The organism is Ruminiclostridium sufflavum DSM 19573 (genome assembly GCF_003208175.1).
Lineage (GTDB): Bacteria > Bacillota > Clostridia > Acetivibrionales > DSM-1351 > Ruminiclostridium > Ruminiclostridium sufflavum.
The window spans coordinates 118,032-137,785 of sequence record NZ_QKMR01000005.1 but is presented as its reverse complement, the minus strand read 5'-3'; the positions used below and the strand labels follow the sequence as shown (position 1 = coordinate 137,785).

Genomic DNA, 19,754 nt, shown 5'->3' with positions numbered 1-19,754 from the left:
TATATCACTATATTAATTTTAAAATTTTTATCTTTAATAGTATATCATTCGCTTTTGTTAATTAAAAGCCATATTAATGATTTTTTATGCACTTTTGCTTATAGAACCCATATCTCGTAAAATTTACATAGTAAGAAATTATTTTTTATGCCAACAATAATAATGAAATTTCTTAAACATCTTAATTAATTGCCGTAAAGGAGAAAATTTATGTCAAATCCAAAAAAACCACTTGTTTCAGGCAGCAGAGATGCCTTAACCAAATTTAAGCTTGATTGCGCCGCTGAAATCGGAAGGCTTCAATACTGCAAGGAAAACAACGATCATTACAAGGGCGATTTAACTTCAAAGCAAAATGGTTCTGAAGGCGGTCCCATAGGCGGACAGATGGTAAAAAAAATGGTTGAGATGTATGAAAATAATATGAAATAACCGTCTGTACCAATCATAAACGAGTACTGCCAAGCGCAGTCAACATTTCTTAACTCTGAAAAATATCAGTGTGCGGATTAACACACTGATATTTTTTATGCCCGCTTCAAATTAAATAAAATGGTATTCAAAAAGCGGCGAACTCATGGTATAATTTTCAAATGAAGTCAACTTGTATAGTTTAATACAGATATTTCAGCTTTCTTCATAAAATATTATAGGGGGATGATTTTTATCAAGTACTTTAGAAAAACTGCAGCTTTATTTCTCACAATTAGCATTTTATTTTCCTGCACAGTTTCAAGCAATGCTCAGGAAGCTGACAGCAAAAATTCTTTAAGCCTTATTTCCGCCAATTTAAACAAACTGGGCCTGCTCTCGGGTGACGGCAACGGAAACTACAAGCTTGACAGCACCTTGAAGCGAACAGAAGCTATGACCTTTATAGCAAAATTGATGGGCAAATATGAATACATACAGAAAAATAAAGATACCTTAAAAATACCGGCTTCAAGGATGTAGCCCAAACGGACTGGTTTGCGCCGTATGTCGGCTTCTGCAGCTCAAACGGCATTGTTTCGGGCTATGGCAACGGGCTTTTCGGAGCTTCGGACAACACCACCGAGCAGGCATTTCTTATAATGCTTCTGAAGCTTCTGAATCATACGGATATCAAATGGAACGAAAATGTATTCAAAAAAGCCTATGAGACAGGTCTTTCAGCTGATAAGTCCTATTTGTCAAAAACAAAGGATTCAAGCGGCAGCTTTACCAGAGGACAGGCAGTATTAGCCATGAATACCGCATTAAGCACCGACATTCTAGGTGAAGATAAAACTCTTATCCAGACTCTTATAAGCGAGGGTTCTGTCGATTCCGAAACCGCTGCTTCATTGGGATATGATACGGGAAAAGCAGCCGAGGCTGCTGTTATTGCAAAAATCCAGGGAATACTTGCCGTCAGCGGTACAGAAATAACAATTGATTTGAATACAGAAATCAAAGCAATCAGCAAAAACAATGTATTAATATATGAAGCAGGCAATAAAAATAATACATTAGACATATCCTCCGTAACACCTTCAGGTACCAAGCTGAAAATAACAACAGGCAATCAGGTGCCGGGAAAAAGCTACACTGTAGAGTTGATTAATATCAAGGATTCCGAAGGCAATATTTTAACCGGGCTTACAGGAAGCTTTACAGGATATGCGCAGATTATCATGCCTCCCGCCGGTTCAGCTTCTTCCTCTTCTCCCTCTAAGGCTTCATTATCTGTAGATTCAATTACAGCAATAAATGCAAAGCAGATACAAATAGTATTTAATAAAGAAATGGAGGAATCCTCTGTTACTGATATAAGCTTTTATGAAATAAAGGATAACGGAACAGAGGCTATTAGTCTTGCCCAAGGTGCTGTAAATTATAATAATCTTACAAAAACAGCAATTATTACACTGAACAATAAAATCAGTGACAGGCTGACTAACCTGACAACGGCAAAGGTTACTGTAAAAAAAGGGATTAAAGCTTCCGACGGCTCCGAACTTGAAAATGATATTAATTTGGAGGTAAAGGTTGAAGACCTTGGAATAACAACTTTAAAAAATATTGAAGCAGTTGGGGAAAAAGCAATAAAAATCACTTTATCAGAGCCTGTTTATGACAGCACAAATAACAATATACTTGATGTTAAAAATTTCAGCGTTGAGCTTTTAAAGCCAAAGTATACGGAAATTGAAGAATCTAAAGGTATTGCTTTTTCCCATGCTTATACATATACAATACAAAGAGCAGAATTATTAGGAAGCACTATAATTCTGACTTTAACGGAATCTATTTCTGAAGGTATATTAATCGTTCATATAAATAGCTCGGAAACGGAAACTCCTATTCAGGATTATGCAAACAACATATTATCCCATCGTAGATTCATGTTTACTTATACAAAAACTGGAAAGACATCTTCACAGGTTACAGTCAAAAAGGTCAAAGATAACGCAATTACCTTGGGCTTTTCCAAACCGGTAACTGCAAAAGACCTGAAACTGTTCCATACAGACAAGAATGTTGTGGCAAATATGTCAACTCCTGTCTCTATAGACGAGGGAGCCTTTGTAAATGAGATTACCTTTGAATTTCCTGACAGGATGCCTATCGGCACAACTGATTTATTCCTCGTAAACAGCACTGACCCAAGCTGTAAAATGTTCAATATATACGGTCAATATGTTCCGGATCAGACAATCGTTGCCGAGGTAGGGCCTGATAAAACCGCACCGCATGTTACATCAACCGAATTAAACGGTAACTTTTCTTTCAAAATTTATTTTAACGAGGTAATAAACAGAACAGTTGCACTGGATTCTGCAAGCTACAGCTTTACAACAGCAGAGGAAAAATCGCATATATCCTTCACACCAATGCTTTCCTCCGACCAAAAAAGCGTAACATTAAATTTACCTAAACCACTGCGTGATAATACTGATTACAAGGTAGTTGTTAAAAATGCAGAAGACCTATATGGAAACAAAATAGCTTCGGATATTCCATTTACATTTACTAATGGTGAATATACGACTCCTTCATTGGAAGAAGGTAAATGCTTCACTCTAAATAGTGAAGGCAAAATTATAATATATTTCAGCGAACCAATGAATGAAGCCCAGATGCTTGATAAAGCCAACTACATGGTTGCCACAACTCAGGGTGCAATTTACTCTCCATTGGGAACTGAGGATACAGTATCCAAATTATCTGACAGGTCGGTTATGCTTAAAATGAGTACGGAAGTAAATTTGCCGAATGTAAAAATGTCCTCTATTACAGATTTATCGGGAAAAATATTGAATTCTCCCTACCCTGCTTATTTAAATGCAATAGATAAAGAAAGGGTAATGGTGAAATCCGCGGACTTAATTGCCAAAAACAAGGTTAAGATCACCTTTAACAGCAAGCTGTATAACTTCTCCAACAATGATATCTCTTTTACAGGAGTTACCGAGGGTGCTATCAGAACTGCGTACGTGGAATCAATGATAGTTAACGGCGACGACAACACCGAGGTGGCATTAGTCCTTGACAAAGATCTTAGCACTGACGTCAAGTACAACGGTTTTGCCATATCATCACTTACCAGAAATAATTGCTATTCAAAATCTGTTTTCGGAACCGGCTTATCTCCTTTACAGTCCATAAGCATAATGGACAAGGTAGCCCCTGAGGTTATTACCTTTGACCATGATTCTAGTGACTTAACAGAACCAGTGGAAAAGGTTGTACTATCAGGTGATATTTTATCTGCTATAGTTGATGGCAAAGTGCCAAAAGGCACAACAGGAAAAATAACCATATACTACAGTGAACCAATTGCTTCTTATTCTATTTCCCTGCTGACCTTTGCTGTTGAGGGCTATACTGTAACAGCTATTTCAAATACTGTAAATAACAGTGAGGTAGTATTATCTGTAAAAGCCGATTCAGACAACACTCCGGCAAGAACTACGGTAAGACAGGTTTATGAAATTTACGATTATTCAGTTAATTATTTTTTACCAGACAAGGCTTGGAAGGTAAGATAGCTTTTAGTTTTTGTTTTTAAATATACAGAGAAAAAGCCCTGCAAATGATTTTCAGCATTATTTGCAGGGCTTTTCAATATATACGGCTTTGCCTTATAAAGACTATCTAAGCATATAGCCTAATTCTCCCATATAATCTATTATGCTCTTTGCAAAACCATTTATTTCATCGCTGGCAAGGGTTTTTTCGCTTGAACCGATAACAAACCTGAAGGTCATACTCTTCTTACCTTCAGGCAAGCCTTTTCCCGTATAGCTTGTCACAAAATCAAAGCTGTTAAGAAGCGGAGATTTAAACCCGCGAATATCCTCAAGCAGCTTGTCAAACATGATACCGCTGTCAACAAGGAAGCTGTAATCCAGCTTGACCTCAGGGAACTTGGATAAATCCCTGTATTTAATAACTTCGGTATTTATAGCATGCAGAACATCTCTGTTTATTTCCAATACCGCAGCGTTAACCTTCCTTCCTATGTTCTTTCTTATGGAAGGATGAACAGCAGCAATATATCCCATCAATTTACCGTCAAAGCTTATGTCAACAGACTTCATGGGGTGAATCCAATTATATTCACCGGAACAGGCAGAAAACTCGGGAATAACATTCTTCAATGTCTTTGCAATAAAGGTCATTATTCCTTTCAAGTCATAGAAAAGTTCATCCTCACTTTTAATCTTACTTCCAAGCAATACACACAAATTTTTGTGCTGTTCACATTTTTCCGTTGGATTCGCGGCACTAAATACACTTCCTATTTCAAAAAGCGAAAAATCATCATATACCTTTTCATTCTTTTCCGCAAAGCCCAGCATTCCGGGAACCATGCTTTCCCTTAAGGTATTTGCATCCTGCGCCTGCGGATTCATAACCTTAACCTGCCCGTTAGTCTCTATTCCCATTCTGGCATTAAAGGCATTGTCATACCAGATATAGCTCATTACCTCGCTCGCGCCGAACCTTTCGGAAAGCAGCTCCTTAATTTTGTGATCCGTAAGCCTTTCCTCGTTATATTCAAGAGGCTTTAATTCTATATTCAGAGTCTGAGGAGCTATGTTGTCATAACCATATATCCTGGTAATCTCTTCAATTATATCCACCTTCATTGTTATATCCTTTGTAGCCCTAAAGGTAGGGACCTTTATTTCAAAGGTATCACCTTCAACCTCAACCTTGAACTCCAATGACCTTAAAATTTCAACCATTTTTTCCTGCGGCAGATTATTCCCGATGTACCTGTCAATGTACGGCTTTGTAATTGTAATGTCAACCGGCTCAAGCTTGCGGCAGTATACATCCGATAAGGCAGAGGCAAAGGTAATCCCCGAATTCATATCCTTCAGCAGCTTAACGAATCTCTGAATTGCAATAACGGTAATATTAGGGTCAAGGCATTTTTCGTAACGGGCACTTGCTTCGGTACGCAGACCGATTTTTGTTGAGCCCTTTCTTATTGAAGGGCCGTCAAAGGTAGCGGATTCCAGCAGAATAGAGGTGGTATCCTCCAGCACCTCAGAGTTTTCGCCACCCATAATTCCGGCTATAGCCACAGGCCTTTCCTTATTGCATATAAGCAGAATATCCTCAGGCAGATTTCTTTCAGAGCCGTCAAGAGTTCTGAATATTTCAGGCTCCCTTGTTGACCTTACCACAATACCGCTTTCAACCTGTCTGCTGTCAAATGCATGCATCGGCTGCCCCATCTCAAGCATTAAATAGTTAGTCAGATCAACCAAGGGTGAAATCGGTCTCATTCCGCAGTAAAACAGCCTTACCTTCATGTTAATAGAGGTTTTTAAACCGGCTGCACCGTCAAGCTTTATACCGGAATATCTGAGACATTTTTCCGTATCCTCCACGGCAATGTCAACCTTACTCCTGTTTTCGGAACCCTCAAGGCTGTCCAATTGCATAGGCTTCAGCTCTTTGCCGTAAATAGCGGCAATTTCACGGGCAATTCCATAGTGCCCCCACAGGTCAGGCCTGTTTGTAAGGGATTTATTATCTATCTCAATAATAACATCATCAATATCAATAATCGATTTGATATCAGTACCGGGTGTATAATCCCCCTCCAAAATCAGAAGCCCGCTGTGATCATCACTGATACCAAGCTCCTGAGCCGAGCACAGCATACCGAAGCTTTCAACACCAACCAGCTTCACCTTTCCAAGCTTGGAAAGCTTCTTAACCGAACCTCCTATTTTTGCAAGAGGAACTAAAATCCCCTCCGTTACATTAGGTGCTCCGCAAACTATCTGAAGTATTCCGTCACCTGAATCAACCTGAGTAATCTTAAGCTTTTTGGATTCGGGATGAGGAACAACACTGAGCACTTTCCCCACAACCACATTCTGGATATCCCTGCCTGCATATTCTACGTCCTCAACCTCGGCAGCGGACATTGTAAATCTGTACCACAGCTCCTTTATATCAATGCCGTCTAAGTCAACATAATCTTTTATCCAATTTAATGATATCTTCAATTTACTTTCCTCCTATCTTACCGAAAATTGTTCCATTGCTCTCAGGTCTCCCGAATTGAGAACACGAATATCACTGATTCCATATTTCATCATTGCAAGCCTTGTCAGTCCAACGCCAAATGCAAAGCCTGTATATTCCTCGGGGTCAATACCTCCCGCACGCAGTACATTAGGATGAACCATTCCGCACGGCAGCAGCTCTATCCATCCTGAATGCTTACAGGTAGGACAGCCTGAGCCGCCGCAAATCATACAGTTCAAATCCAGCTCAAAGCCCGGCTCAACAAATGGGAAAAATCCGGGTCTAAGCCTTACCTTTACATCTCTTTTAAATATCTCTGACAGAAGTGTTTTCATAACATATATCAAATTTGCAATAGACACATTCTTATCAATCATCATGCCTTCCAGCTGGAAAAAAGTATTCTCATGGGATGCGTCAGTGCTTTCATTCCGGAAGCATCTTCCCGGAGCTATAACCTTCAGCGGTGCTCCGTACTTTTGCATGGCCCTTACCTGACATGGCGAGGTATGGGTTCTCAAAAGGGAGCCGTTCTCAAGCCAGTATGTGTCCTGCATATCTCTGGCAGGATGGTTTTTGGGTATGTTAAGAGCCTCAAAATTAAAAAACTCCTCTTCTACCTCAGGTCCGTCAACAATATTGAAGCCCATGCCCGTAAAAATTCTCTCTACTTCCTTCTGAACAATAGTGACCGGATGAAGCGAACCAACCTGAAAGCTTGTACCGGGCAATGAAATATCAAAGCTGGACCCTTTGCTTAATGACTTTTTGACATCATTATTGCTGATTTCTCTGAATTTTACCTCCAATAATTCACTCAATTCATTTTTCAGCTCATTTGCCTCCTGCCCAAACTGCTTTCTCTCTTCAAGAGCCATATTTTTAAGATCCTTGAGCATTTCAGTCAGCTCACCCTTTTTACCAAGCAGCTTTACTCTCAGTTCTTCAACCTCACTGCCTGATGCAGCTTCTTTTATTTTACCCAGAGCTATGTCCCTTAAATTACAGATTTTTTCAATCACGTCTAATATCTCCTTTCATTATTTTGTTTCTGCCTTGCATTTGAATATTACCGCAATAAAGTGCCGTCATGGCTTTCTCACCTTTAAATGCTGCTTATCAGGTTCCTTTATTATTAATTGCTCAGCTTGAAAGTCAGTATCCCCCTAAAAAGCCTTATTATTTTTACGCAAAAATATAGCCTCCATCCCAACAAAAGGGACGAAGGCATTCTTCGCGGTACCACCCAGCTTTTTCAGCGATATAGCTTAACAATAAATGACATATATATTATTCGGCACAGTCATTACAAAGCCCCTTTCAAAAAGGATATGTCGCTGAACTCTTGCATTTTAACGGTTTTAACCGGCAGCCCCTACCTTAATACAATGTATCTGATATTTATGCAGCAAATCCGCTTAACACATACACTGTAATGTTCAAAGCCACAGCTTCGGAGGGAACTTGGGCAAGCAGTCTGCTAAAGGTATTTTCAGCCGGTGATACCTTATCTCTGCAGCAGCCTTTTCTCGCTTACTTTTCTCCATCATTGCTTTTAGCATATTGGTCGTATCCTGCAAAAGCAGTATTTTTCAAACCAGTATTATTTGTTATTATAGCAATATAACCAAAAACATTCAAGAGTGTATTTTTTGCTGCAATCCCCTTTTGCCGTATTATTTCATCAGCACCACGACGGAGTGCGTCGTTCCGGCTTCAAAAACCGGTATTTTAGCAACCTCTGCACCATCAACCGTAATTTTTGATATGCCTGAGCATACTCCGTTCGGATTTTGCACCTCTATATTGTAGACTGCACCTCTGAATACCCTCTTTGCCTTAAATCCTTGCCACTCAGCCGGTATACACGGGTCAACTATCAAGCAGTCATAGTTTGCCCTGATTCCGAGAATATGCTGGCTTGATGCCACCATATTCCATGCCGCCGTACCAGAAAGCCATGAATTCCTGCCGACACCAAATTGAGGATTTTCTTTTCCCAGTATGTTCTGGCAATATACATAAGGTTCTACTTCATAAAGCTCTGCATCATCATTTCTCTTAGCAGGAAGTATCCGCCTATAGTATTCGAATGCTTTATCCCCGTTACCTAACAAGGTTTCAGAAATCATCATCCAAGGATTGGTATGCAGGAATATTCCCCCGTTTTCCTTAGTTCCTACGGGGTAAGTGGTAACTCCTCCTTTTGTCTCATCATATTCATTATAGGAAGGGTACATCGTGACAATTCCGTATTTAGAATTTAAATACCTGTCAACTGATTTCATACATTTATCAGCTTTATCGCAATCGGCAACCTTGCCCAGAATAGCCCATGACTGAGAATTTATAAATATTTTGCCGAATTTATTTTCCTTGGACCCCAGCGGCTCACCGTTATCGTCAAAAGCACGCTTATACCATTCTCCGTCCCAACTGCTAGAGTTAATGGCATTCTTCATTTCTTCATACATTCCTGTATATTTTATACCCTGTTCTTTATTCTTGAGGTATTCACAAAGTTCAACCATTTCCAAAGCAGCTCTGCAATACAGCATTGATGTAAATACGCTCTCGGCAGCTCCCTTTCCTGTATCAAGGTTCAGAGTGTCATTCCAGTCCGCCCGCCCTGCCAAAGCAATATTATGAGGGCCTTTGTTATTGCGCGTAAATTCAAGAGCCATATCCAAATGGTTTAATACTGTACCGGAGGTACTCCTGTCATTGTACAAAATAAGCTCCTTCAGGAAGGCAAAATCGCCTGTCTCCTTAACATAAGCATTTACAGCCAATATCAGCCACAAATGGTCATCCGAATACCAGTCAAACTTATTAACAGGAGCATCTCCCTGTCCTCCTTCGCCTGTAAGAGGAAAAAACAGATGGTATGCCCTGCCGTCAGTAAATTGGCATTTCAGAAGCTTTATTATAAGCTGTTTTGCCTCCTCCGGTATTGTATGCATTACACCTAATGTATCCTGCGCACTGTCACGAATTCCCATCCCTCTTCCCAGACCGAGCTGGTACAGCGAAACAAAACGCGACCAATTAAAGGTAGTTTTACACTGATACTGATTCCAAACATTTACAAACAGGTTCATATCCTCATCAGGAGTTTCCACACTTAACCTTCCTGTGTAGTCATCCCAGTATTTCTTCAATCTGGTCAAGGCTTCCTTTGCCTTCCCGGGTGAAAGATATTCCTTTATATCCTCCTTTATGGCGGTTCTGTCTTCTGCAAAACCGAGGATAAATACCATTTCCCTTTCTTCATCGGACTTTAGGTCAACATCAATGCAAAATGCACCCGCACCATTCATTCTTCGTGATATTGAATTACTGCAGCCGCCTTGCTCAACAGCTATGGGATTGCCTTCAGACCGGTATTTGCCTATAAAGGTTTCAAGATTTGTGTCAAAGCTGCTTACCTTTTCGCCTGTAGCAAAAAAAGCAGCATTATCACTTACATGGTAAGGATAATATGTAATTATGCCATCATCAAATCTTCCCTGATTAATTTGCTGAACCCAGTCAACATTTTGCTGGTCCAATATGGCATCCCAAAAACTGAATTCTGAATATGCAAAAACCTGAAGGCTCTGCGCTATGCCATATGTATTAGATAGCTTTACATGCCAGATTTCAAAATTTTTGTCATCAGGGACAAAATATGTTACTTCACCGATAACCCCCTGATATTCTCCTGATAAAACAGTGTACCCCATGCCATGCCTGCAGCTATAGCTGTCAAGCTTCCTTTGCACAGGCTGATAACCCGGATTCCAGTACTCTCCGCTATTTTTGTTACGGATATATATGTATCTGCCCGGTCTGTCCATAGGTATACTGTTATATCTATATCTTGTCACGCGTCTGTTCTGCGGGTCCTTGTGAAAGCTGTACCCTCCGCCTGTATTAGATACTATACCTCCATAATTTCCGCTTCCAATATAGTTTATCCATGGCGTGGGAGTATCCGGTCTTGTCACTGCATACTCTTTCTTTTTCTTATCAAAATATCCGTACCTCATTAAATTATCCTCCATTTATAACTTATAATTTCCTTTTAAAGCTCTTAGCAGTAGAGTCAATTACTATCAGTTTCTATACCTATTGAGGCTTGAACCTTAATTGACTCTAGTCAATTTACTATCAGCTTATATACAATATTGAAGCTTGAACCGTAATTGACTCTGGTCAATTTACTATCAGCTTATATACAATATTGAAGCTTGAACCGTAATTGACTCTGGTCAATTTACTATCAGCTTATATACATATTGAGGCTTGAACTGTAATCAACTCTTGTCAATTTGCTATCGGCTGATAATTCCTGTCCTAAATGTCCGTAATCTTAATTTAAAGCTAAGCAAAAATCAATTGGGAACGCTCCCAAAAATCATTAAAAAAAACATTTTTCTTCTATTAAAATCAAAACAGATGCTTAACCTGTTCTAATCTTCACAGCTCAATTCTCTGTTACTGCAGGATTCCCCGTAATATAATTCAGTGTCAAAGGAAATAACCTTAGGCTCCGCTTCCCTGCTTTCTATATTTTCCATAATTAATCTTATGGCTGACTCAGCAATCTTGTCTATCGGCTGCATCATTGATGTAAGCCTGATGCTTGAAGGAATATAATGCATTACTTCGTATATATTGTCAAACCCTATTATTGACATATCCTGAGGAACATGTACTCCCACTTCTCTGGTTTTCTGTATAGCATCATAGCCCTGCATATCGTTAAAGGTAAATACCGCTGTAGGCGGGTCATTTAAAAAGATAATTTTTTCAATTGCCTCACTTCCGGACCTTTCTCCTGCATCGGTAAACACAACATATTCATCTCTATACTCAATTCCATTCTCCCTAAGTGCTGCTTTATAGCCGCTTAATCTTTCAAAAGCAACTTTGTGGCTTACATTTCCGGTTATATGGGCAATCTTGGTATGACCCAGCTCAATCAAATACTGAACCGCTTTTTTTGCTCCATTATAATTATCAATAATAATATCATTCACCTTAATATCATTAAAGTAATTCTCGATTACTACCAAAGGATACTTGGAGTCTCTGATTTTCTGAACCACCTCGGCATCCCTGCAATCACTTCCAAATAAAATGAGTCCGTCGGCAGCCCCGCTGGTAAAATATTGAACATATCTTAATTTTGAACCACAATCATCATTCGTACTGCAAAAAACTACATTGTAATTATATTGCGCAGCATATTTTTCAAGCAGATTAGCTAAATTCAGATATACAGAAGCATTAAAAACATTGTAAATTACTCCGATAACACCGGACTTTCTTGAGACAAGGCTTCTAGCAGCCTGATTTGGAATGTAATTAAGCTCTTCTATGGCTTCATTTACTTTAACACGAGTTTCTTCCTTCACACCAGATCTATTGTTAATTACTCTTGAAACAGTTGTCTTTGATACTCCTGCCAATCTCGCAATATCAAAAATGTTAGTCATGCTAACCTCCACGCCCCATTTAGGAGACATAAATTTGGTGAACTATACTTCCAAAAAACTGCTAAAAATCTAAAGCCGCTCAAAAAATATTACCTCTTGATAACATTATATACTATATATAAGCAGAGAAACAAGTGTTTCATTTCGTTTTCTGTCGAACTGTTTCATAAATCATTATTGACGCAGCCACAGCCGCATTCAACGATTCTGCCCTGCCCGGCATCGGTATTTTTACCAGACTGTCTGACAATTCGGCTGTTTCGTCGCTTATGCCATTTGCCTCATTTCCTATTACAAGGACAATTTTCCCCGACAAATTTTCTTCATAATAGTTGTTTTTTCCACTCAAATGAGAAGCAATTATTCTATAACCTGCTTTTTTTAATTGTCCGGCTATCTCCTTTATATTTTGGCCTTCAAATATAGGTATATGAAAAACAGAGCCCATTGTAGACCGTAAAACCTTCGGCGAAAACAAATCAACACAGCCCTTAGTCATAAAAACCGCGGAAATATTGGCTGCATCCGATGTTCTTATGATGGTTCCAACATTTCCGGGATCCTGAAGACTATCTAATATTACAATAGCGCTTCCTTGTTCAATAACATTATTAAGCTTGAATTCCCTCTTTTTTAATACCGCCATAATTCCCTGAGGTGTCTGAGTATCCGATATCTCCTTAAATACCTTTTCATTAACGACAAAACAATCGGCACCTACCGCAGCTACTCTGTCAATCAACTCTTTCCCGCCATTTAAGCTTTCAAGCTTATCAGACATAATAACCTTTACAATCTCCTGCCCGTTATCAACAGCATCCTTTACAAATCTGATGCCTTCCACAAAATAAAGGCCTTCAGCTTCTCTGTTCTTTTTCAGGTGCAGAGCCTTAATTTCTTTTATTGTGCTGTTGCGGCTGCTCTGTATATAATTCATCATCTTTTCTCCTCGTATGCTTTCAAAAAGTCAAAACAAATACCTAAAGAACTGATATTACCAGCCTATAGTTTTGTTTTAAAGCTTAACCTCCATATCAAGCCTCTTGCTATGCTTATGCAGAATACCCTCCAATTCAGCAGCAGGCATTGGCTTATAAAAGAAATATCCTTGTATCTCATCGCACCTTTCCTTTTTTAAAAATTCATACTGCTCTTCTTTTTCAACTCCTTCGGCAATTACATTGAGCTCCAGATTTTTAGCCAATTGAATAATTGTCTTTACAATAGCTTCATCCTTCTTGCTCTCTGAAATATTCTGCACAAACTGCATATCAATTTTCAACTGGTCTATAGGTAACGATTTCAGCCTCCCCAGAGATGAATATTCTGTTCCAAAATCATCTATAGAAATTGATACTCCTAATTCCTTCAATTCATTCAGCATTTGTGTTGTATATTTATATTTTTCTTTATCAACAGCAGTACTTTCTGTGATTTCCAATTCAAGATACCTCGCATCCAATCCGGTCTCATAAAGTACTTTGTTAACAAAGCCAATCAGCTTCCTGTCTTGAAATTGCTCAGCCGCCAAATTAACCGACATTCTTATAGGCGGCAGGCCGGCATTTTGCCAAGCCTTATTCTGCCGGCAAGCCACTTCAAGCACCCATTTACCAATCGCATCAATTAAACCGGTCTGCTCAGCCAGAGGTATAAATATCTTCGGGGAAATCACCCCAAACTCATGATTCCTCCACCGAAGCAAGGCCTCAACACCCACAATTTCTCTTGAAGCAGTACTTATCTGAGGCTGATAATATAATACAAATTCACCTCTTTCTATTGCCCTGTAAAGATGATTTGTAATTTTGGTCTTTTTGAGCACCTCTTCCTTTATTTCAGGTGAGCAAAGGGTGTATTGATGCTTTCCGTTATCCTTGGAGGTATACATGGCTAAATCCGCATTTTTTATCAGTGTCTCAGTATCCTCTCCATCATACGGATAAATTGAAACTCCCATGCTTGCAGTAGTAAAAAATTCCTGTTCCTTTATAGTTATTGGTTTTGATATAGAAATAAGAATATCCTCTGCAATTTTTTGTATTTCCTCCACTTCAAAAACCTGATTAACCTGAACAAGAAATTCATCACCTCCGAAACGTGCAACCGAATCCTGCCTGCGTACACATGCCGACAATCTGGAAGCCACTTCCTTTAATACTTTATTTCCTCCGTAATGCCCTATAGTATCATTTACCAATTTAAAGGAATCCAAGTCAATAAAAATCACGCCAATCAAGGTTCCGTCCCGTTTTGCCAACGCTATTTCCTGTTCCAATCTGTTCCTGAATAATGTGCGGTTTGGAATTCCTGTCAGCGAATCATAATATGCCATATAACTTATTTCTTTTTCTGCCTCCATTTTAATCAAACCATCAGATAATATATTTGCTAATATTTTTAATAATTTTTTATGACTGTCTTTAAATATGTTAGAATCATAATTTGAAATAAAAACCAAAAACCCTAACGCTTTGCCTTTTCTGGTCATAGTTATTGCAAACAGAGACTTGGTATCCAAATTACGCAGTATTGCTTTTTCTTTTTCCGCTTCATCAGGGAGCATTTCAATATCTGATATATGCACTATATCATTATTATACAGCTGCCTCTTCCACCATTTCAAATTTTCTTCAATTACATTAGGAACACTGTCTATTGCAGATTGTATGCCTTCTCCGCACCACTCATATGTCCTGAAGTTCTGGGACAGGCTGATAAAAAATATTCTGTCTACTCTGAAATAATCTCCGCTCATCTTTAAGAAGGTGTTGATTTTTTCATCTATATTGTATTCATTGACCCCGATTAAATCAGCTGAAATGTTGGAAACCATTTTTTGAAACTTAATCTGGTCTTCATTTTCTTCAAGACGATTAATATATATCTGATTTATATAATGAGCCATCCAAACAGCTATACTTAATAAAGCTATTCTGACTATATAATCTGCCCCGTCAATAATTACGGTTACAGCAGGTACCTTCACCCATATTATTATCTGAGTAATAAGTATAGAGATACCCAACGCATACATTAGCTGCCGCTTATTAAATACAACGCAAATCATGACAAAAAGAAATGTACTGGCCCAGACAGTGGCACTTCCGCAATAAATATACTCTAAGGTTAAAATCGGAACAGTCAATGATATTGTAATGGTAAAAAATAAATCTCTCAGTTCCTCTTTAATCCGGATTCTTTGTATTACTTGCAGCACTATTCCTATCATAAAAAGAAACATGCTGAAATACATTACAGATTTTATTTCATTCCTGTTAAAATAAAACTCAGCTATAAAATTCAGCAGCGCGCCTATAAAAAAGCTCATAGATACAGTCTGATATATTTTGCTCTTATTTGCCTTATTGAGTATCGTGCCCGGCTCTGCCGCAAAAGCACTTTCAGGAAACATAAGGCCGTATCTTTTTGCGAAAAAGCACACGGTGCTGATAGGTATAACAGCCAAAAGCGGTGCCAGCTGCGGACATTGTATCGATGTATATATATTTACAGTCATCTCGGTTAAGGTGCCTAAAAAAACAGCAATTGCGAAGGATGCTATCATCATCCTTGCCTGCTTCTTAATCTCCTTTTCCTTCGACCTCCTGCCCCAATTCCAAAGCAGTCTCAACCCTATAATTGTACAGCAAATATAATAAACGTTATAAATACGCGACCAGATACTTGTTACTGTCACAGTAATCCAGCCGACATTTGAAAGTATCATGTCATATTGTTGTCTCGCTATATCATTGAAAAGGCAAAAAACAGAAATAAATACCACAGCGGGGAAATAAATAAGTATATAAATCCAGCGTTTTTTTAATATCTCACTGCGTCCCGTTAAAATTATAAGAAAATGCAGCAAAAAACTGAATATAGTGGTCCATCCAATTGATGCAAGCATACGCCATAGTACCGCCGTATTATAATCTCTGGTAAGATAGCACATAGAAAAAGCAAACGCCCATATGCATAAGGAAAAGGTAACCATAAAAAACAATCTGTTTAATATACTTTTAATATTAATAAATAAAATGTACAATCCCAAAAAAATGTAAACGGAAAAAGAAATAAAAAATAATAAAGATAAAAAATAAGTTAATGTCATTCCCATAGCCCCTTTCATTAGGACAGCAAATGTAAAGTTCTCTTTATTTTTTAATACCTTTCTTTACTTGCCGGTTCCTAATGCTTTTATAACAGCTTTAATTGTCAAGCTCTCTAATTCTATAAAGTACTCCCTTTCATGAATATTCCACAAGTAATGCGCGTCCGAGGAACATATCCTTTTAATATCCTTAAACCTGAAATCCTTTGCAATAACAGTACTCTCAATATTTTTACCGCTTATTTCCACACAGCTGATATCTATATCCTCAGGCAAGACACCCAGACTTGAAATTATGGAATTGGCTTGTCTATCTATATGCGCCGGTATTGCAAGTCCTCCCATTTTATTGCCCACTATCTCAAAGACTTCATTAACTGTCATAGCCGCAGCAGTCAAAAGAAGTCTCTTTTCCTTGCAAATCAGGTTATCCTTTTCATCCAGAATAAGCTGCCTGCCAAAGACCTCCTCATTATTTCTTATATCCGGAAGTCTTGAATAGACTATGTTCTGCATTTCCAAGGCTCTTTGCATATCAGGGAACAGGCAGACCACATGTATTTCCTCCGCAGTTTCTATTTCCATTCCCGGTATGACAAGCAAGGAGGTAGCTTTTGCACAATTTACTATTGCCTGTACATTTGCACATGAATTGTGGTCTGTTACAGCTATCACATCCAGCCCCTTCAGCAAGCACATATTTACTATGTTGTTCGGTGTCATATCATCATCCGCGCAGGGAGATATTGAAGAATGTATATGTAAATCATATGCAGCTTTCACATTAACCTCCGCAACCTATGCTTCATTTTTTATGATTGCTCTGCATATTTCAAATGCACTATACGGTGAACTGATTATAGTAATATTATTTTCCTTTGCCTTCTTTATTGTCAGTTCTCCAACCTCAATCCCCTCTGGGATAATTACACATGCTACATCAGTCAGCATTGCAACAGCCGGCACATTGACATTTGTTAAAACCGTAATCCACGCATCACCCTTTTGCGCATGTGACATAACCCAGCTAAGCAGGTCACATATATATACATTTTCAATTATTAAAGTATCTGCAGCACTTTGAGTCAATAGCCTGCCTCCTATTCCGGCAAGCAGTTCAGCAATCTTCATTAAAACCCTCCTTAATAATAAAACAAACTGCGTTAATCCGGCTGAAAACAAATAGCGAAGCTATTTGCAGAGACAAATAAGTGAAACTTATTTGTCTTTATCCATAACAGGAGGCATTTTACCTCCTAATTCCACCATTTCCTCAGCCAAATCCCGGATTCGCTCTCTTAGCTTAAAAATACAGTCTGTTTCATTTGCGATTCCTCTTACAATATCCTCCGCAAGAGCACGGCAATTCGGTGAACCGCATGCTCCGCAATCCAAGCCGGGAAGCTCGGCATAAAGCCTTTCAAGCATTTCTAATTTCTCTATAGCCCTTGAGACATTCTGATCCAGCTTCATAACCGGCTTGTATTCAACATCTGAAGTCCATACCAGCTCCTTATAATTTTTATTATCAATGTCTGAGGCATATTTTTCTGAGGCTTCACTCATATGCTTCTGCTGAGTTGTCCTTGCTACAAAAGCATTCGCGACCGTCAACGGTCCTCCAAGACATCCTCCTGTGCAAGAAAGTGCTTCTACAAAATCAATATCCTTAAGCCTGTCTTCCTCAATTTCGTCAAAAATTTTTATAACATTATGGATACCATCCACAGCCAAAACCTTTTCAGTTCCCAGTGCAGAACTCTCACCGCCTGAATTTGCCCAGTTAATTCCTTCTATACCCGCCTCCGCCAAATTAGTACCTTTTTCGGAGTTGTTCAATGCAGACAAAAGCTTCAGATAAATATCATTAATTGAAATTACACCGTCAACATTTGATTTTTGTTTTTCATAAGGAGCCTTGACACTGGTTACCTTTGCAGCACACGGGGAAATAAAAAATACGCCTATGTCTTCAAGGGCTATGCTGTGCTTTTCATGAAGCTCGTTTTTTGCCGACTTTGCCGCAACCTCCATAGGAGACTCCAATTTAACAATATTCTCAATTAAGCCCGGAAATCTGACCTGAATAAGTCTTACAACTCCCGGACAAGCAGAGGATATCATAGGCTTCTTTATATCAGGGTTCTTCAATAGCTGTCTGGTAGCCTCACTTACAATTTCAGCACCTTTTGCCACCTCATAGACATAATCAAAGCCAAGTGATTTGAGAGCATATAAAATATTATCCCTTGTATATTTTTTATCAAACTGTCCATAAAGGGACGGCGCCGGTAATGCAACCTTGAATTTAAAATTATTAATAATATCCAGCTTGTCAGTTATGGCAGTCTTTGCATGATAAGGGCAAACACGTATACATTCACCGCAGTCTATGCATCTCTCATTTATTATCTGAGCCTTGCTCTTACGGACGCGGATAGCTTCAGTAGGACATCGTTTAATACAATTTGTACACCCTCTGCATTTGTCCTTATCAAGATTAACCGAATGAAAATATTCTTTCACATTAACCCTCCTGCCGTTCTGATCCCGCATTTAAAAAGTCAATTACTGCCGGATAAAGAGCCGATTCGATTATATCGGCCGATAGCTTGAGTTCAAACCCAAACTGCGCTCAAAATCAGCTTAAAAGCCTGATTCAACTAAAAAGACGATATTAAATATCGTCCTGATACAAAATATCGTCTCGATATAAATATCATCGCGAAAGCTTGAACCGTAATTGACTTTAGTCAATGCTGCCAGTTTTTTATAATATTAAAAGTTAACAGTTATTATTATTTTTGTTCCTTTTCCCACCTTAGTAAACACCTCAAGCTTATCCGCATACTTTTTCATGTTGGGAAGCCCCATTCCGGCACCAAAGCCCATTTCCCTGATATTATCAGGAGCTGTCGAATAACCCTCCTGCATGGCCAAATCCAAGTCAGGTATTCCGGGACCAAAATCCACAATATTTATAACAACCTTATAGTCCGAAATTTCAACATAAGCATACCCGCCATTTCCATGAATAACCGCATTTATCTCCGCTTCATACATTGCTATGGCAGCTTTCTTTATAATATCGGATGAAAGTCCTATTTGTGTTAGCTTGTTTTTAACATTGCTGGAGGCCTCTCCTGCAGTTATAAAGTCATTTGCAGGTATGTCATACTTTAGCCTTATAGTGCCCATATCAACAAACCTTCCTCTCGCTGTACTAAAAAAGCACAAAACCTTGTGCTTCGGCGGCAGCTACCTCAGCAGCTTTTACGATTTCCCTTGTAAGCCGGCATTATAAAGCCTTCCGCATGCAATAAACATTGATAGTTTCGTTGACATCAAAACAATGTTCTTCTCTCTGGCCAATTCAATCATACTGTCTATAGGAAGCTTTCCTCTCACAAAAATTATTGCCTTTATATCCATCATTTCAGCCGTTCTTATAACCTGTAAGTTTATAAGCCCGGTAAGCAGTATAACATTCTCAGTTACATATGCCATCACATCGCTCATTAAATCAGATCCACAGCCTGCCGTAACCTCAAGCTCCAAAAACTCTCCACCGCAAATAACCTGTGCATCCAGTATTTCAGCTATATAACCAAGCCTCATTTTCTCCACCCCTTATATAG

At 38.8% G+C, this 19,754-nt stretch carries 14 protein-coding genes; 3 read left to right on the top strand and 11 right to left on the bottom strand.

Annotated elements, in window-relative coordinates; all coding sequences use genetic code 11:
- The first annotated feature begins 210 nt into the window (after window positions 1-210).
- From LY28_RS05740 to LY28_RS05725, 3 genes are all read left to right on the top strand, one after another.
- The gene (locus LY28_RS05740; RefSeq protein ID WP_110461228.1) at window positions 211-432 is read left to right on the top strand and encodes an alpha/beta-type small acid-soluble spore protein; all 222 of its coding nucleotides are present in this window, start codon (window positions 211-213) and stop codon (window positions 430-432) included.
- Between the two features lie 225 nt (window positions 433-657).
- Window positions 658-954, top strand: coding sequence for a hypothetical protein (locus tag LY28_RS05735; protein ID WP_110461227.1), 297 nt, complete (start codon window positions 658-660; stop codon window positions 952-954).
- 119 nt (window positions 955-1,073) lie between these two features.
- Window positions 1,074-4,013: an Ig-like domain-containing domain gene (locus LY28_RS05725; protein ID WP_110461226.1), complete on the top strand. Its 2,940-nt coding sequence runs from the start codon at window positions 1,074-1,076 to the stop codon at window positions 4,011-4,013.
- A gap of 102 nt (window positions 4,014-4,115) precedes the next feature.
- On the opposite strand, the gene pheT is transcribed toward LY28_RS05725, so the two are convergent.
- The 11 genes from pheT to LY28_RS05670 all read right to left on the bottom strand — a co-directional run bounded on the left by pheT (window position 4,116) and on the right by LY28_RS05670 (window position 19,734).
- Window positions 4,116-6,497 carry a phenylalanine--tRNA ligase subunit beta gene (pheT, locus tag LY28_RS05720; protein ID WP_110461225.1) on the bottom strand — a complete coding sequence of 794 codons (2,382 nt, stop codon included), beginning with the start codon at window positions 6,495-6,497 and terminating at the stop codon, window positions 4,116-4,118.
- Window positions 6,498-6,509: 12 nt separating this feature from the next.
- A complete protein-coding gene (gene pheS, locus LY28_RS05715; protein WP_110461224.1) occupies window positions 6,510-7,541 on the bottom strand; it encodes a phenylalanine--tRNA ligase subunit alpha in 1,032 nt (343 codons plus the stop codon).
- Between the two features lie 654 nt (window positions 7,542-8,195).
- A complete protein-coding gene (locus LY28_RS05710; protein ID WP_110461223.1) occupies window positions 8,196-10,550 on the bottom strand; it encodes a glycoside hydrolase family 94 protein in 2,355 nt (784 codons plus the stop codon).
- 423 nt (window positions 10,551-10,973) lie between these two features.
- Entirely contained in the window at window positions 10,974-12,002 is a 1,029-nt protein-coding gene (locus LY28_RS05705; protein WP_110461222.1) for a LacI family DNA-binding transcriptional regulator, read from the bottom strand.
- Window positions 12,003-12,141: 139 nt separating this feature from the next.
- Window positions 12,142-12,942, bottom strand: a complete 801-nt coding sequence (locus LY28_RS05700) for a TrmH family RNA methyltransferase (RefSeq protein WP_479692069.1) — start codon at window positions 12,940-12,942, stop codon at window positions 12,142-12,144.
- 75 nt (window positions 12,943-13,017) lie between these two features.
- Window positions 13,018-16,116: an EAL domain-containing protein gene (locus tag LY28_RS05695; RefSeq protein WP_165835505.1), complete on the bottom strand. Its 3,099-nt coding sequence runs from the start codon at window positions 16,114-16,116 to the stop codon at window positions 13,018-13,020.
- Window positions 16,117-16,179: 63 nt separating this feature from the next.
- Window positions 16,180-16,899, bottom strand: coding sequence for a PHP domain-containing protein (locus LY28_RS05690; protein ID WP_110461219.1), 720 nt, complete (start codon window positions 16,897-16,899; stop codon window positions 16,180-16,182).
- 15 nt (window positions 16,900-16,914) lie between these two features.
- On the bottom strand, window positions 16,915-17,247 hold the full coding sequence (locus LY28_RS05685; protein WP_110461218.1) for a DRTGG domain-containing protein: 333 nt from the start codon (window positions 17,245-17,247) through the stop codon (window positions 16,915-16,917).
- Between the two features lie 87 nt (window positions 17,248-17,334).
- Complete coding sequence (locus LY28_RS05680; RefSeq protein WP_110461217.1) at window positions 17,335-18,642, bottom strand: [Fe-Fe] hydrogenase large subunit C-terminal domain-containing protein; 1,308 nt, start codon at window positions 18,640-18,642, stop codon at window positions 17,335-17,337.
- A 252-nt stretch (window positions 18,643-18,894) separates the two neighbouring features.
- A complete protein-coding gene (locus LY28_RS05675) occupies window positions 18,895-19,314 on the bottom strand; it encodes an ATP-binding protein (RefSeq protein WP_110461216.1) in 420 nt (139 codons plus the stop codon).
- 75 nt (window positions 19,315-19,389) lie between these two features.
- Window positions 19,390-19,734: a DRTGG domain-containing protein gene (locus LY28_RS05670; RefSeq protein ID WP_110461215.1), complete on the bottom strand. Its 345-nt coding sequence runs from the start codon at window positions 19,732-19,734 to the stop codon at window positions 19,390-19,392.
- Window positions 19,735-19,754 lie beyond the last annotated feature (20 nt).

Excerpts from the sequence above, each read along its gene's own strand:
- LY28_RS05740 (WP_110461228.1), top strand. The coding sequence starts at position 211 with ATGTCAAATCCAAAAAAACCACTTGTTTCAGGCAGCAGAGATGCCTTA.
- LY28_RS05735 (WP_110461227.1), top strand. The coding sequence starts at position 658 with ATGATTTTTATCAAGTACTTTAGAAAAACTGCAGCTTTATTTCTCACA.
- LY28_RS05725 (WP_110461226.1), top strand. The coding sequence starts at position 1,074 with ATGCTTCTGAAGCTTCTGAATCATACGGATATCAAATGGAACGAAAAT.
- LY28_RS05710 (WP_110461223.1), bottom strand. The coding sequence starts at position 10,550 with ATGAGGTACGGATATTTTGATAAGAAAAAGAAAGAGTATGCAGTGACA.
- LY28_RS05705 (WP_110461222.1), bottom strand. The coding sequence starts at position 12,002 with ATGACTAACATTTTTGATATTGCGAGATTGGCAGGAGTATCAAAGACA.
- LY28_RS05700 (WP_479692069.1), bottom strand. The coding sequence starts at position 12,942 with ATGATGAATTATATACAGAGCAGCCGCAACAGCACAATAAAAGAAATT.
- LY28_RS05695 (WP_165835505.1), bottom strand. The coding sequence starts at position 16,116 with ATGACATTAACTTATTTTTTATCTTTATTATTTTTTATTTCTTTTTCC.
- LY28_RS05685 (WP_110461218.1), bottom strand. The coding sequence starts at position 17,247 with ATGAAGATTGCTGAACTGCTTGCCGGAATAGGAGGCAGGCTATTGACT.
- LY28_RS05675 (WP_110461216.1), bottom strand. The coding sequence starts at position 19,314 with ATGGGCACTATAAGGCTAAAGTATGACATACCTGCAAATGACTTTATA.
- LY28_RS05670 (WP_110461215.1), bottom strand. The coding sequence starts at position 19,734 with ATGAGGCTTGGTTATATAGCTGAAATACTGGATGCACAGGTTATTTGC.